17 protein-coding genes are annotated in these 13,521 nt (G+C 69.3%); 6 read left to right on the forward strand and 11 right to left on the reverse strand.

The annotated features are described in order from the left end of the window. The first annotated feature begins 473 nt into the window (after window positions 1-473). The 3 genes from FV229_RS20410 to FV229_RS20420 all read left to right on the forward strand — a co-directional run bounded on the left by FV229_RS20410 (window position 474) and on the right by FV229_RS20420 (window position 2,492). Window positions 474-1,448 carry a lipid kinase gene (locus tag FV229_RS20410; protein WP_147753727.1) on the forward strand — a complete coding sequence of 325 codons (975 nt, stop codon included), beginning with the start codon at window positions 474-476 and terminating at the stop codon, window positions 1,446-1,448. Between the two features lie 13 nt (window positions 1,449-1,461). Further along, window positions 1,462-2,181 (forward strand): TerC family protein, encoded by a 720-nt coding sequence (locus FV229_RS20415; protein ID WP_147753713.1) that lies wholly within the window; start codon window positions 1,462-1,464, stop codon window positions 2,179-2,181. A gap of 86 nt (window positions 2,182-2,267) precedes the next feature. After that, window positions 2,268-2,492 carry an AbrB/MazE/SpoVT family DNA-binding domain-containing protein gene (locus tag FV229_RS20420; RefSeq protein WP_147753714.1) on the forward strand — a complete coding sequence of 75 codons (225 nt, stop codon included), beginning with the start codon at window positions 2,268-2,270 and terminating at the stop codon, window positions 2,490-2,492. A 234-nt stretch (window positions 2,493-2,726) separates the two neighbouring features. On the opposite strand, the gene rho is transcribed toward FV229_RS20420, so the two are convergent. Beyond that, entirely contained in the window at window positions 2,727-4,100 is a 1,374-nt protein-coding gene (rho, locus tag FV229_RS20430) for a transcription termination factor Rho (protein ID WP_187275223.1), read from the reverse strand. 242 nt (window positions 4,101-4,342) lie between these two features. On the opposite strand from rho, the gene FV229_RS20435 reads away from it, so the two are divergent. Then, window positions 4,343-4,615, forward strand: a complete 273-nt coding sequence (locus FV229_RS20435; protein WP_147753716.1) for a hypothetical protein — start codon at window positions 4,343-4,345, stop codon at window positions 4,613-4,615. A gap of 100 nt (window positions 4,616-4,715) precedes the next feature. Here the strand turns inward: FV229_RS20435 and FV229_RS20440 are convergent, their stop codons facing one another. The 10 genes from FV229_RS20440 to FV229_RS20485 all read right to left on the reverse strand — a co-directional run bounded on the left by FV229_RS20440 (window position 4,716) and on the right by FV229_RS20485 (window position 10,999). Beyond that, window positions 4,716-5,258, reverse strand: a complete 543-nt coding sequence (locus tag FV229_RS20440) for a ferritin-like domain-containing protein (protein WP_147753717.1) — start codon at window positions 5,256-5,258, stop codon at window positions 4,716-4,718. 209 nt (window positions 5,259-5,467) lie between these two features. After that, entirely contained in the window at window positions 5,468-5,695 is a 228-nt protein-coding gene (locus FV229_RS20445) for a type II toxin-antitoxin system HicB family antitoxin (RefSeq protein ID WP_147753718.1), read from the reverse strand. Further along, window positions 5,692-5,934, reverse strand: a complete 243-nt coding sequence (locus tag FV229_RS20450) for a type II toxin-antitoxin system HicA family toxin (RefSeq protein ID WP_147753719.1) — start codon at window positions 5,932-5,934, stop codon at window positions 5,692-5,694. The genes FV229_RS20445 and FV229_RS20450 overlap by 4 nt, the downstream gene beginning before the upstream one ends. 46 nt (window positions 5,935-5,980) lie before the next feature. Next, window positions 5,981-6,670, reverse strand: a complete 690-nt coding sequence (gene coaE, locus FV229_RS20455) for a dephospho-CoA kinase (RefSeq protein ID WP_147753720.1) — start codon at window positions 6,668-6,670, stop codon at window positions 5,981-5,983. Window positions 6,671-6,680: 10 nt separating this feature from the next. Continuing rightward, window positions 6,681-7,523: a shikimate dehydrogenase gene (locus FV229_RS20460; RefSeq protein ID WP_147753721.1), complete on the reverse strand. Its 843-nt coding sequence runs from the start codon at window positions 7,521-7,523 to the stop codon at window positions 6,681-6,683. Continuing rightward, window positions 7,511-8,494, reverse strand: a complete 984-nt coding sequence (locus FV229_RS20465; protein ID WP_147753722.1) for a cation diffusion facilitator family transporter — start codon at window positions 8,492-8,494, stop codon at window positions 7,511-7,513. Before FV229_RS20465 ends, FV229_RS20460 begins: the two co-directional genes overlap by 13 nt. Before the next feature lie 9 nt (window positions 8,495-8,503). Further along, on the reverse strand, window positions 8,504-9,148 hold the full coding sequence (locus FV229_RS20470) for a Maf family nucleotide pyrophosphatase (RefSeq protein WP_147753723.1): 645 nt from the start codon (window positions 9,146-9,148) through the stop codon (window positions 8,504-8,506). A gap of 216 nt (window positions 9,149-9,364) precedes the next feature. Continuing rightward, on the reverse strand, window positions 9,365-9,799 hold the full coding sequence (locus FV229_RS20475) for a helix-turn-helix domain-containing protein (RefSeq protein WP_246688267.1): 435 nt from the start codon (window positions 9,797-9,799) through the stop codon (window positions 9,365-9,367). Further along, window positions 9,796-10,119, reverse strand: coding sequence for a BrnT family toxin (locus tag FV229_RS20480; protein ID WP_238272659.1), 324 nt, complete (start codon window positions 10,117-10,119; stop codon window positions 9,796-9,798). Before FV229_RS20480 ends, FV229_RS20475 begins: the two co-directional genes overlap by 4 nt. 49 nt (window positions 10,120-10,168) lie before the next feature. Further along, complete coding sequence (locus FV229_RS20485; protein ID WP_147753725.1) at window positions 10,169-10,999, reverse strand: pyruvate, water dikinase regulatory protein; 831 nt, start codon at window positions 10,997-10,999, stop codon at window positions 10,169-10,171. A 498-nt stretch (window positions 11,000-11,497) separates the two neighbouring features. Between FV229_RS20485 and FV229_RS20490 the strand changes: the two genes are divergently transcribed. After that, window positions 11,498-12,655: a uroporphyrinogen decarboxylase gene (locus FV229_RS20490; RefSeq protein WP_147753730.1), complete on the forward strand. Its 1,158-nt coding sequence runs from the start codon at window positions 11,498-11,500 to the stop codon at window positions 12,653-12,655. 292 nt (window positions 12,656-12,947) lie between these two features. After that, window positions 12,948-13,394 carry a protoporphyrinogen oxidase HemJ gene (gene hemJ, locus FV229_RS20495; protein ID WP_147753726.1) on the forward strand — a complete coding sequence of 149 codons (447 nt, stop codon included), beginning with the start codon at window positions 12,948-12,950 and terminating at the stop codon, window positions 13,392-13,394. The last annotated feature ends 127 nt before the right edge of the window (window positions 13,395-13,521 follow it).

The raw sequence follows: 13,521 nt of genomic DNA on the forward strand, positions 1-13,521 counted from the left end.
GCCTTCGCCGGCGGGTCGACCCAGCCCGGACGCGGCTCGGCCCGGGCCGCCCCGGCGGCGAGGATCAAGCCGAGCGCGAGCGCGGAACGCAGGCCGCCGACGCGTGAGGGATCAGGGCACATGGGATCACCGGAGGGTGGCCGGGCGGGGGGCGACGCGTTCTACGACGGCCGAGGTTAACGCGAACCGGTGGGCGCCCGGTTCCGTGCGGCTCTGCTCCGAAGCGCATTGGAGCCGGCCGATAGCGCTCGGGACACGCGAAACCGGATCTGCGGTCCCGGCAAGTTCAGAATTGCGGGGGCAACGGGGTTGAGATCGCCGGAACGGTACGCCACCTAGGCCGTATTCCGGGTCCGGGCCCCTCTGGCGGTCGAGGCGTCGACCGCGATGTCGGATCTCTGCCACGCCGTCGCCCCCGCGCCTCGCGGGTGGCGGCGAACGCGCCGAAGAGGTTACCGCCCTTGTCCGATCCGTTGAGCCGGTCCTCCGCCGGAGGTTCGCCGACGAGCGCGGAGGCCGAGTCGTCGGGGGCGTCGCGTCCGCGCCGGGCGCTGCTCCTGTGCAACCCGAAGGCCCGCAACGGCGGCTCCGCGATCGATGCCGTGCGCGAGGCGTTGCGCGCGGGCGGCCTCACGCTGGTCGAGCCGGAGCCCGAGCGCGATTGCTGCGCGGTGATCCGGCGGCACGCGCAGGACGTCGACCTCGTGATCCTCGGCGGCGGCGACGGCACCATGAATGCGGCGGCGCCCGCCCTCGTCGAGACCGGCCTGCCGCTCGGCATCCTGCCGCTGGGCACCGCCAACGACCTCGCCCGCTCCCTCGGACTGCCGCTCGATCCGGTGGCCGCCGCGGAGCTGATCACGCAGGCCGCGCCGCAGCCGGTCGACCTCGGCTGGGTCAACGGGCACTACTTCTTCAACGTGGCCAGCATCGGCTTCTCGGCGGATCTCGCCGGCGGCCTCACCGCGGAATCGAAGAAGAAGTGGGGCACGGTCGGCTACGCCATCGCCGCCTTCCGGGTGCTGCGGCGGGTGCGGCCCTTCACGGTGACGATCGAGCACGACGGCAAGCGCGAGCGCGTCACCACGATCCAGGCCTCGGTCGGCAACGGGCGCCACTACGGCGGCGGCATGACAGTGGAGGAAACCGCGACCGTCGACGACGGCAAGCTCGACTTCTACTCCCTCGAGGTGAAGCACTGGTGGCGCCTGCTCGCCCTGCTGCCGGCGCTCCGCCGCGGCACCCACGGCAGGGCCGAGGACGTGCGCGCCTTCCAGACCACCGAGGTGGTGCTGAGCACGCGGAAGCCGCGGGCCGTCAACACCGACGGCGAGCTCACCACCCACACCCCGGCCCACTTCAAGGTCTTCCCGAAGATCCTGAAGATCTATGCCCCGGATGCGGCCGACCGGCCGGGAGCCGGCGGCACCCGCTTCCTGCCGCTCTGACGCGAGGCGCCCGATGGACCATCTAGTTCAACTCGCCGCCGACCCGACGGTGTGGGCGGCGCTGGCGACCCTCGTGGTGATGGAGGTGGTGCTCGGGATCGACAACCTGATCTTCATCTCGATCCTCACCAACAAGCTGCGGCCCGAGCACCAGGCGAAGGCCCGCCGCATCGGCATCGGGCTCGCCCTAATCCTGCGGCTGGGGCTGCTCGGCACGGTCGCCTTCATCGTGCAGCTGACGAGCCCCGTCTTCTCGGTGCTCGGCCACGCCTTCTCCTGGCGTGACCTGATCCTGCTCGCCGGCGGCCTGTTCCTGCTGTGGAAGGCCACCACCGAGATCCATCACAGCGTCGACCCAGCTCCGGAGACGGCGACGGGCGGCGCGACGCTGGGCTTCGCCGCGGCGATCGGCCAGATCCTGCTCCTCGACCTCGTCTTCTCGATCGACTCGATCATCACGGCGGTGGGCATGACCGAGCACGTGCCGGTGATGATGATCGCCGTCGTGACCGCGGTGATCGTGATGCTGGTGGCCGCCGAGCCGCTCTCGGCCTTCATCGCGAAGAACCCGACGGTGGTGATGCTGGCACTGGGCTTCCTGATCATGATCGGCATGACGCTGATCGCCGAAGGCTTCGGGGCGCACGTGCCCAAAGGCTACATCTACACCGCGATGACGTTCTCGGCCGGCGTTGAAGGGCTGAACATGCTGGCGCGGCGGCGGCGGGCGTAGCGGCCGCCCGTCCCGCGTTTGCGCATCCGCACGGTCCCGCCCATTCTCGAAGGGACCGATCCCCGGCAACCCGTTTGGAAGACGCGATGGTGGCGCTCAAGCTCACGCAGATCGGCGACGCCGTCGGCGTCGTCCTTCCAAAGGAGGTACAGGCGCGGCTCAACGTGTCGACGGGAGACACGGTCTTCCTCGTCGAAACGCCGGACGGCTACCACCTGACACTCGAGACGCCGGATTTCGCGGATCAGATGGCGGTCGCCCGCGCCGTCATGAAGGATCGCCGCGACGCGCTCCGCGAACTGGCGAAGTAGCCGCGACACTCCGCCCTCCACCCCGCGACCTCATCCTGAGGTGCCCGCGCCGGCGGGCCTCGAAGGAGGTCTCCAGACATCGCGCGGCCGGCTCGAGGGCTCCTTCGAGGCTCCCGCTTCGCGTCCGCACCTCAGGATGAGGTCGCGGGGAGGATCGACGGTCAGTCGGGCTGTCATGAGAAAGGCCCCGATCCTGCGGTCGAGGCCTTTTTCTCGTTCGAGTCCTAAAAATCGTCAGGTGTTCATCGAGTCGAAAAAGTCGCCGTTGCTCTTGGTCTGGCGCAGCTTGTCCATGAGGAACTCGATCGCGTCGGTGACGCCCATCGGGTTGAGGATGCGGCGCAGCACGTAGGTCTTCTTGAGCGCGTCCGGCGGAACCAGCAGCTCTTCCTTGCGAGTGCCGGAGCGGGTGATGTCGATGGCCGGGAAGATGCGCTTGTCCGAGACCTTGCGGTCCAGGATGATCTCGGAGTTGCCGGTGCCCTTGAACTCCTCGAAGATCACCTCGTCCATGCGCGATCCGGTGTCGATGAGCGCGGTGGCGATGATCGAGAGCGAGCCGCCCTCCTCGATGTTTCGGGCCGCGCCGAAGAAGCGCTTCGGGCGCTGCAGGGCGTTGGCGTCGACGCCGCCGGTGAGCACCTTGCCCGACGAGGGCACCACGGTGTTGTAGGCGCGGCCCAGACGGGTGATCGAATCCAGCAGGATGACAACGTCGCGGCCGTGCTCGACCAGGCGCTTGGCCTTCTCGATCACCATCTCGGCGACCTGCACGTGGCGGGTGGCCGGCTCGTCGAAGGTCGAGGCGATGACCTCGCCCTTCACCGAGCGGATCATGTCGGTCACCTCCTCCGGGCGCTCGTCGATGAGCAACACGATGAGGTAGCACTCCGGGTGGTTGATGGTGATCGACTGCGCGATGTTCTGCATCAGCACGGTCTTGCCGGTGCGCGGCGGCGCGACGATCAGGGCGCGCTGGCCCTTGCCGATCGGGGCGACGATGTCGATGATCCGCGGCGAGAAGTCCTTCTTCGGCGGCGCGTCGAGCTCCAGCTTGAAGCGCTGGGTCGGGAACAACGGCGTCAGGTTGTCGAAGTGGACCTTGTGCTTGATCTTCTCCGGGTTCTCGAAGTTGATCGTGTTGACCTTCAGCAGCGCGAAGTAGCGCTCGCCGTCCTTCGGTCCCCGGATCGGGCCTTCGACGGTGTCGCCGGTGCGCAGGCCGAAGCGGCGGATTTGCGTGGGCGAGATGTAGATGTCGTCGGGCCCCGGCAGGTAATTCGATTCCGACGAGCGCAGGAAGCCGAACCCGTCCTGCAGCACCTCACAGGTGCCGGCGCCGATGATCTCGACCTCCTTGGCCGCGAGCTGCTTCAGGATCGAGAACATCAGCTCGGCCTTGCGCATGGTCGAGGCGTTCTCGACCTCGACCTCCTCGGCGAAGGCGATCAGGTCGGTGGGCGTCTTGGACTTGAGGTCCTGTAGCTTGACCTCGCGCATGGCGTCGAGGTCGGAGGCTGCGAGCGCGCCCTCGGTCGGCGCATTCGAACCGGGCAGGTTCGAGCCGGGGATGTCCGCGAGGGCGGAGACGTCGGACTGTTCGTTCATGGGATGTCTTGAACCGACGAAAGCGAAGGTTGAGGCGGGGAGCCTGGCAATCGGGAGAAGGCGCCGGATGTCTGGCCGCGAAGGGTGCGGCGGACCCGTGCATCGTCTTGGTGGAGCCCCGGGGGCTCACGGATGCTGCGGTGGCGCTTTTTGGGAGGGCAGATCACGCATATCGTGTTTTTCGTGCCGGCTCAAGGGCTGGGTACACGCTCCACTCCCGGATCGAACGATCCGCCGCGGAGATGCGCGATACCAGCGTTAAAGATTCCGGCTCAAGCCTCGAAACCGTCTCGCCCCGGGAGTTGGTCATGCGTGTAGTGAAGGCGCTTGGGTTGGTGCTGGGGTTCGCGGCGTACAGTCCCGCGGCGCAAGCAGCGTCCTCCGCGCGGGCAACGCGCAGTGAGGCGGCCTACCTTGAGTTGGCGTTCAGCCATGATTTGTGTACGCGTGATGACAGCGAGTTGCGGACGCTCAACAAGCGGCTGAGCCGGAAGCCGGCAAACACCAAGCCGTAGTAGGGCCGCTATCGAGATCATCGAACCCCGGTGACGGCCTCGTCGCGACACGCCGGACCGAATGATCAGACCGGCCCGGCGTCATCGCATCGGATCGAGTTCAGGCCGCCTTGCGACCGGACTTCTTCGTGGCAGGCTCCTCCTCCGTCGGCTCGGTGCCGTCGAGGTTGAGGCTCTCCGCGATTTCCGAGAGCAGCGCGTCGGTCTTCTTCTCCTCCCGCAGGGTCTCGTCGAGGAGCTTGGCCGCGTCGGCGTAGCCGAGCTGGGCGGCCCAGGTCTTCAGGGTGCCGTAGCGGGCGATCTCGTAGTGCTCGACGGCCTGGGCGCAGGCGGCCAGAACCGCGTCGGCGGCGGGGCTGTCGCCGAAATCCTCCAGGTCCTCCTCCATCTCGGAGGTGATGCCCTGCATCGCCTCGCAGGTCTTGGCGCGGGCCGGCTTGCCGATCATCTCGAACACCTGGGTCAGGCGCTCGACCTGGTTGGCGCTCTCCTCGGCGTGGGTCTCGAAAGCCTGCTTCAGCTCGGCATGCTCGGCGGCCTTGGCCGACTTCTTGAGCGCCTTCACCGACTGCTTCTCGGCGTAGTAGACGTCCTTCAAGGTCTCGTAGAAGGCATCGTGCAGCGTCTTCGGCTTGGTGGCCATGGCAGGTCTCCGGGTTCTCGCGGGCCGGCCGCGACGGCAGGCGGCCCCTGGGCTGCCAACCCGGCGACGCCGCCTCGGGTCCCGACGAGATCCCGATGAAATATCGCGCCCTGTGGAGGAACCGGACGGCTCCGACAGGCGATCGCTCGCGGCTCATACCGATTACGCGCGTCGCGATGCGGTCCCCGATCGCGGACGGCGGGAGCCGTTCAGCCGACGGCCCGCTGCAAAGTGCGCGAGGGGGCGGGCACGGCATGCCCGAATTCGCGAGCCATCGCGATCCAAGCATCGATCGCGTCGCGGACGTTCACCAGAGCTTCCTCGGGGGTCTTGCCGTCGGACATGCAGCCTGGGAGATCGGGCACTGTCGCAGCGAAGCCGCCGCCGTCATCGTGGGTCAGCGGGGAAATGACGACGGGATAGGTGAGTTCGCTCATGGCGCGGCTCTGACCTTGTCGATGAACCGGACGAGTTCGCGGATGTACCATCCCTTGATCGGCCGAGCAGCGGGGATCGTCAACTTTTCAAATTGGGAGCGGTGGCCGATCCGATAATGCGAACCGCCGCCGCGTGGGGGATGGCAAACGACGTCGAACTCGGCGCAGAGCGCCATGATGTCCGAAACAGTCCAGCCGGCCATCGGCTTGGCACGCATCGCTTCCAGGCGTTTCGACATGCGGCACCGCCTCCTGACTCGAAGGCAATTTTTTCAGAGTGATAAGTTAATTTTCCTCGGACCGGACGTCTACCACGAATGGGTTAGAATTCGGTTGCGATCTGGGGCGGTCACCGCGATGTCCTGCCTCGTCGGTTAGTTGCGCGACGATCCGCGCCACCTCGGCCTCGGCGGCGGCAAAGCCCTGGCTCGTGTCGATCACGTAGTCGGCCCGCGCCCGCTTCTCGGCGTCCGGCATCTGCTTGGCTAGGATCGCCGCGAACGCGGCCTCGGTCATGCCGGGGCGGGCCAGCACGCGGGCGCGCTGCACCTCGGGCGGCGCGGTGACCACGAGGACGGCGTCGCACCGGGCCTCGCCGCCGGTCTCGTAGAGCAGCGGGATATCGAGCAGCACCAGCGGCGAGCCTGCATGGCGTTCGAGGAAGGCGTGGCCGACGGCCCGGACCAACGGGTGGACCAGACCCTCCAGCCGGGCCAGCGCATCCGGGCGCCCGAGCACTGCGTCGCGCAGATGCGCGCGGTCGACGCCGCCGTCCGGGGCGAGCGTTCCGGGGAACGCGGCGCCGATCGCCCCAGCCGCGGCGCCGCCCGGCCCGTAGAGGGCGTGCACGGCCGCGTCGGCGTCGTGCACCGGCACGCCACGTGCGGAGAACATCGCCGCGGTGGCAGATTTCCCCATGCCGATCGAGCCGGTGAGCCCGAGCACGAACGGTTTTTTGCGCACAGTATCGCTCATCGGAGCGGACCTATCGCGGCAGGTCGGCGACGACGACCGCGCGCAGGGCCTCCGTCACCCTCGGGCGCACGCCGAACCAGGCCTCGAAGCCCGGCACCGCCTGGTGCAGCAACATGCCGAGCCCGTCGATCGCCGGAAGCCCGCGGGCGCGGGCGGCGGCGAGGAGGCCCGTCTCCAGCGGCACGTAGACGATGTCGGCCACCGCCGCGTGGGCCGGCAGCGGAGCGAGGTCGAGGTCGAGCGGCGGGTTGCCGGCCATGCCGAGCGCGGTGGTGTTCACCAGAAGCCCGGCCTCGGGCATCAGCGCCGGGATCGCGTCCCATTCGATCGCGGTCGCGATGCCGGGGGCGAGCGCCGCGACCGTCTCCGCCCGCGCGCGGGTGCGGTTGGCGACGACGATGCGCGCGAGGCCGCGCTCGGCCAGGCCGACGACGACGGCGCGGGCCGCCCCGCCCGCCCCGAGCACCAGGGCGGTGCCGGCCCGCTCGGGCCAGCCGGCGCCGAGGTTTTGGTCGAGGTGGGCGGTGAAGCCCGGCGCGTCGGTGTTGTCGCCGAAGATCCGACCGTCGGCGCCGACCACCAAGGTGTTCACGGCCCCGATGGCGCGGGCCCGCGGGCTCAGCGCGTCGCAGAGCGCGAAGGCCGCCTCCTTGTGCGGGATCGTGACGTTGCCGCCAACGAAACCGGATGTCGGAAGCCGGCGAAAGAACGCCTCGAAGGCGTCGGGCGCGACGGCGATCCGCTCGTAGCTGCCGGCGATCCCATGCTCGCGCAGCCAGTGCCCGTGGATCAGCGGCGAGCGCGAATGCGCGATCGGATGGCCGACGACGAAGGCGCGCCTCACGCCACGCACTCCCGCGCGAGGAGGCAGGGCGGGCCGCCGGCCTCCTCGATCTGCAGGGTCGCGTGGGCGATGCCGAAGCGGGCGCGCAGCGCCTCGGCGACCTCGACGAGGAAGCCGTTGCCCGGGTGGCCGCCGGCCATCACCAGATGCGCCGTCAGCGCGATCTCGGTGGTGCTCATCGGCCAGATGTGGAGGTCGTGCAGGCCCGAGACTTCCGGGCGGGCGTCGAGGTAGGCGCGCACCGCGTCCGGGTCGATGCCGGGGGGCACCGCGTCGAGGGACATCGCCACGCTGTCGCGCAGGAGCCCCCAGGTCGCCCAGACGATCAGGCCGGCTACGACGAGGCTGACGGCGGGGTCGATCCAATCGAGGCCGGTGGCCAGGATGGCGAGGCCCGCGAGCACGACGCCGGCCGAGACCGCGGTGTCGGCGGCCATGTGCAGGAAGGCGCCGCGGATGTTGATGTCGCCCTTGGCGCCGGACGCGAACAGCCAGGCGGTGACCCCGTTCACCAGGATGCCGAGGCCCGCCACCACCATCACGGTCGTGCCGGCCACGGGCTCGGGATGGATCAGGCGCGAGACCGCCTCCCACAGGATCGCGCCGGTGGCGACGAGCAGGAACACCGCGTTGAACAAGGCGGCCAGGATCGAGGAGCCGCGCAGGCCGTAGGTGAAGCGCGCGGTGGAGCGGCGCTTGACCAGCACCGAGGCGACCCAGGCGGCCACCAACCCGAGCACGTCGGATAGGTTGTGGCCGGCATCGGCCACCAGCGACATCGAGTTGGCCGCCAACCCGTAGCCGGCTTCGATCACCACGAAGGCGGTGTTGAGCGCGATGCCGATCGCGAAGGCGCGTCCGAAGCTCGCCGGGGCGTGGACGTGGCCGAGCCCACCGTGGCTGTGGCTGGCATGACTATGGCCGCCATGGTCGTGACCGTGGTCGTGCCCGGCATGATCGTGGTGATCGTGTCCCGCCATGTCGCGTTCCTAAAACGTCAGGAGCCCGGAGGCCCGCAGCCGCGCGAGCAGCGGCAGCAGCGGCAGGCCCAGGATGGTGCTGTGGTCGCCCTCGACCCGGTCGAACAGGTGGATGCCGAGCCCTTCGAGCTGGTAGCCGCCGACGCTGGCCCGCACGCGATCCGCGCCGGCCAGAGCCACATAGGCCGCGATCGCGTCCGGATCGAGCGGGCGCAGGGTGAGGCGGGCGGTCTCGACGAAGCTCTCGACCCGGACGCCCTGCACGATCGCGACGGCGGAATGCAGGGCGTGGGTGCGGCCGGCGAGTTCGCCGATCTGCGCGCGGGCCTCCTCCAGGCTGGTGGGCTTGTGGAACACGCGGCCGTCGGCATCGAGCACCTGGTCGGCGCCGACGACGACGCGGTCGGGGCAGGTCTGCGCCACCGCGGAAGCCTTCGCCTCGGCGAGCCGCAGGGCCAGCCCCTCGGGGGAACTCTTGGGATCCTGGCCGGTGCAATCGGCCTCGACCGCGCGCTCGTCGACGCCCGGCGCCCGCGCCTCGACGACCAGGCCGGCACTCTCGAGCAGCATCCGCCGCGTCGGGCTGGTGGAGGCGAGGACGAGGGGGCTCGGGCCCCGCCAAACCGAGGGCGAGGGGAAGGACGAGGTTGGCATCCCGCCGGAGTGTCACGGATCGGCGGAACGCCGCAAGCGCCGGCCGGCACCACGCCCAAAACCCCGCCGTCCGGAACGAGCCGGCCGACGGGGCTTGAGGGGACCGATACGCGACGCTGGCCCCGAAGGCAGGATTACCGCGGCGGGGTTAGCGTCCGGTCAACGGGACGGATGGCGACGGGTGCGGGTTGTGGGACAGACATGGGCCGGCCTCGGTCACGCACGCCGTGCGGCCATCTTCGCCCGCCGAAGGTCTGCATCACGCTGAAACCATCTTCCGGTCGGCTTATCCTTCCGCGCCGACTGCGTCCCGGTCTCAGCTTCGAGCGCCTGGTCGTCGGGCACGTCGTCCCGCTCCGCCCATCCGAGAAGGCCCAGGACGTGGCGCGGGTCTGCTGCGACGAGCGCGAGCAGGGTGCGGGCTGCCGGATCGGGCGGCGTCCGCCCCTGCTCCCAGTTCTGCACCGTCTTGAGCGGCACGCCGATCGCCTGTGCGAAGACGGTCTGCGACATGCCGAGATGCAGGCGCAGGCGAGCCGAGGGGACTACCAGCACGCCATCGGGTAAATCGCCATCCGCCGGTTCGCCATCCTCGATCCCGTGGCGGTGGATGTCGGCCTCCGTCGTCGGCATCTTTTCGCGATCGATCATGGGCCGGTGGGTCCGAAGCTCGTCTGCCGTGACCCGAGCCATTGCCGGCGCTCCTTCGCATTGGACAACCGCGCCGAGATGATGCGGCGTACGCCGTCGCGATCGGTATAGATCACCGTCAGAACGAAGCCGTCCCGCTCGCCGGTCGCGCGGATACGGGTCTCTCCGTAATCCCGGCGATCGTCCTCAACCGTGTCGCCGTCGAAGATCCCGGCAGCGAAATCGAAACCGAACCCACGCTCCCGCAGGATCTTCTCGTGTTTCGCATCGTCCCACGCGAAATCCAGGGCAAGGATCGGCCTCAGGCGCAGAATAATCAAGGACTATCCGCTTGAAGCGGACATCATCGAGCCTGCCCGAGAACGCCCCTCACGCGGCGATGAACTTCAGCCGGTGGTCGCGGTACAGGTCGAGGATCGCGGCGGCGGTCTCCTCGATCGAACGGCGGGTGACGTCGATGGTCGGCCAGCGGTTCTTGCTGAACAGGCGGCGCGAGGCGGTGATCTCGTCAGCGACCGCGTCCTTGTCGACGTACATCGAGGAATCGTCGGCGTTGAGGCTGAGCAGGCGGTTCTGGCGGATCTGGACGATGCGCTCCGGCGACGCGATCAGCCCGACGACGAGGGCCTTGCGCACCCGCTCCAGCGCCGGCGGCAGCGGCATGCCGGGCACGAGCGGCAGGTTGGTGGTCTTGAGGCCGCGGTTGGCGAGGTAGATCCCGGTCGGCGTCTTCGAGGTGCGGCTGACCCCGATCAGGATCACGTCGGCCTCCTCGAGGTCGTCGGGCAGGTTGCCGTCGTCGTGGGCGAGCGTGAAGTTCATCGCGTCGATGCGCTTGAAATACTCCGCGTTCAGCGTGTGCTGCGCCCCGGGCCGGGCCGCCTTCTGTGTGCCGAGGTAGGATTGCAGCAGGTTGTGCACCGGCTGCAGCACCGAGAGGCAGGGCGAGCTCGATTCCCGGCACGCGGTCTCCAGACGCTCGCCGAGGTCCCCGCCGACGAGGGTGTAGAGCACGAGTCCCGGCGCCGCCTGGATCTCCGAGATCACCCGTTCGAGCTGCGGCCCGGAGCGCACCAGCGGGTAGACGTGCTCAATCGCCGAGACGCCCTCGTACTGGGCGGCCGCCGCGCGGCCGACGTTGATCAGGGTCTCGCCGGTGGAATCCGAGACGAGGTGGAGGTGGAAGTAGCTGCGGCTCATCCGGTCTCCTCCGGTCGCGGAAGCGGGGGAGGCTCCCTTATCCACCGCCGGCCGTCAGGGGAGTCGATAAGTGTGGATAGGATGGCCCGCCGGCCCGGTCCAGCCGGAGTCCGCGAAATCCATCGACTCCCGCGTCAACAGGGTGTCCGATCGGGCGTGTCGGAATCCGTGCGCCTGGGAGAATCCGGGACGCAGGCACGTAACGACCGCCGTCGGCCCGCGCAAGGCGCTGGCGGGACTGGCCTAACGCAGACATTAGCGGCAATCCGTTAAAGCCTGCTTAACGGCGTTGGGCCCGGGAGAGCCTGTGGACACGCTTGCACTCCCATGACTCATGCCTCCAAGAGAAAAAACAGAGTCCTAGAATCTCTCTTCTCTTAGATTAGACCGGGCTGGGGACGGCCTTCGTCGCGCTTCGACGAGGACCGGACGAACGGGCCTTCGACAACAAGACCTGAGCCCGACAGGGCGGAACGGGAGGCGGCATTGGGGGACACGATGGCCACGCAGGGCACGGTGCAGGGCGGCCCCGACCGGAAGGTCCTCAGGGTGCTCGCCGGCGAGGCGATCTCGCCGCCCCCCGCTTGGATGATGCGCCAGGCCGGGCGCTACCTCCCCGAGTACCGGGCGACGCGGGCGGAGGCCGGCTCGTTCCTCGACCTCTGCTACAGCCCGGACTTCGCCGTCGAGGTGACGTTGCAGCCGATCCGCCGCTTCGGCTTCGAGGCGTCGATCCTGTTCTCCGACATCCTCGTGATCCCGCACGCGCTGGGACAGGACGTGCGCTTCGTCGAGGGCGAGGGGCCACGCCTCGATCCCCTCGAAGGCCGGGCCGAGTTCGAGCGCCTGCGGCAGGCCGGCGACCCGGCGATCTTCGCCCATCTCGAGCCGGTCTTCGAGACGGTGCGGCGCCTGCGGGCGGAGCTGCCGCCCGAGACCACGCTCCTGGGCTTCTGCGGGGCCCCCTGGACGGTGGCGAGCTACATGATCGGGGGACGGGGCACCCCGGACCTCGCGCCCGCCCGCGCCCTCGCCGAAGCCGACACGGGCCTGGTCGACGAATTGATCGACCGCCTGGTCACCGTGCAGACCGAGTACCTCGTGCGCCAGCTCCGGGCCGGCGCCGACGCGGTGCAGATCTTCGAGTCGCATGCCGGCACGCTTCCGCCCGCCCTGCCGGCCGGCACGGCCCTGGTCGAGCCGGTGGGCGACGTGTCCGACAGCGCGCTCCCCGAGGAGACCGAGCAGGACGCCCTGAGCCGCTGGTCGTTCGGGCCGATCGCCCGGATGATCGCCGGCATCCGCGCGGCGGTGCCCGATGCGAAGATCATCGTGTTCTGTCGCGGCGCCGGGCTCGAGGGCCATGCCCGGGTGGTGCCCGAGACCGGCGCCGACGCGGTCGGCGTCGACTGGTCGATCGACCTCAAGGCCCTGCGCGACCGGGTGCCGGCGACGACGGTGACGCAGGGCAACGTCCACCCCGACACCCTCATCGAGGGCGGCGCGGCGCTCGATGCCGCCGTCGACGCGGTGCTCGACGCCACCCGTGGCCTGCCCCACATCTTCAACCTCGGCCACGGCATCACCCCGCAGACGCCGGTGGCGCACGTGGAGCAGATGCTGGCGCGGCTGCGGGGCGGTTCGCCGTCCTCTTGAGGGACACCTGCTAGAGGCCGCGCATTCCCCTCGCCCCGTCTGCGGGGAGAGGGCCGCGACGACCTTGTCGTCGTCGCGGCGAGGCGGCAGCCAAGGGTGAGGGGGCTGCGCCGAAGGAGCCTCTTCGTTCGCGCCCCCTCACCGCCGCTGCGGCTTCGCCTCCGCTTCCCACAGGCACGACGAGGTGCCTGTGGGCCTCTCCCCGCAAGCGGGGAGAGGGAGAAACGCGCCCTATCGGCCTAATTCCGGAAACATGCGCCCTGCCCGAACATCACACCCGGAACCCTGACCCGTGCTCGACAACCTCTATCCCTGGATCAAGGCGTTCCACGTCGTCGCGGTGATCGCGTGGATGGCCGGGATGCTCTACCTGCCCCGGCTGTTCGTCTACCACGCGTCCTTGCCCCCCGGCCCGGGCTCGGCGGCGCAGGCGGCGACGTTCAAGGTGATGGAGCGGCGCCTGCTCAAGGCGATCATGAACCCGGCGATGATCGTCACCTGGGTGCTCGGGCTGACCCTGGCCTGGACGAGCGGCGCCTACGTCACCGGGTGGCTTCAGGCGAAGTTCGCGCTGGTGCTGGCGATGACCGGCATCCACGGCTGGCTCGCCCGGATGGTCAAGGATTTCGCCGCCGACCGGAACAGCCGCGGCCACAAGTTCTACCGCGTGCTCAACGAGGTGCCGACGCTGCTGATGATCGTCATCGTCGTGCTGGTGGTCGTGAAGCCCGGCCTCTAGCAGGCTGCTGCAGAAGTCTGGTGTTACGCTCGGTTTGGATCGTTATCGGTGTTTGCCACGGATTGGCCGACGTCCGAGAGGCTGGATTCTGCCTCTTCGATGGGAGCCCGGGTTACGGGCCGCGTCT

Source organism: Methylobacterium sp. WL120 (assembly GCF_008039465.1).
GTDB classification, from domain to species: domain Bacteria; phylum Pseudomonadota; class Alphaproteobacteria; order Rhizobiales; family Beijerinckiaceae; genus Methylobacterium; species Methylobacterium cerastii.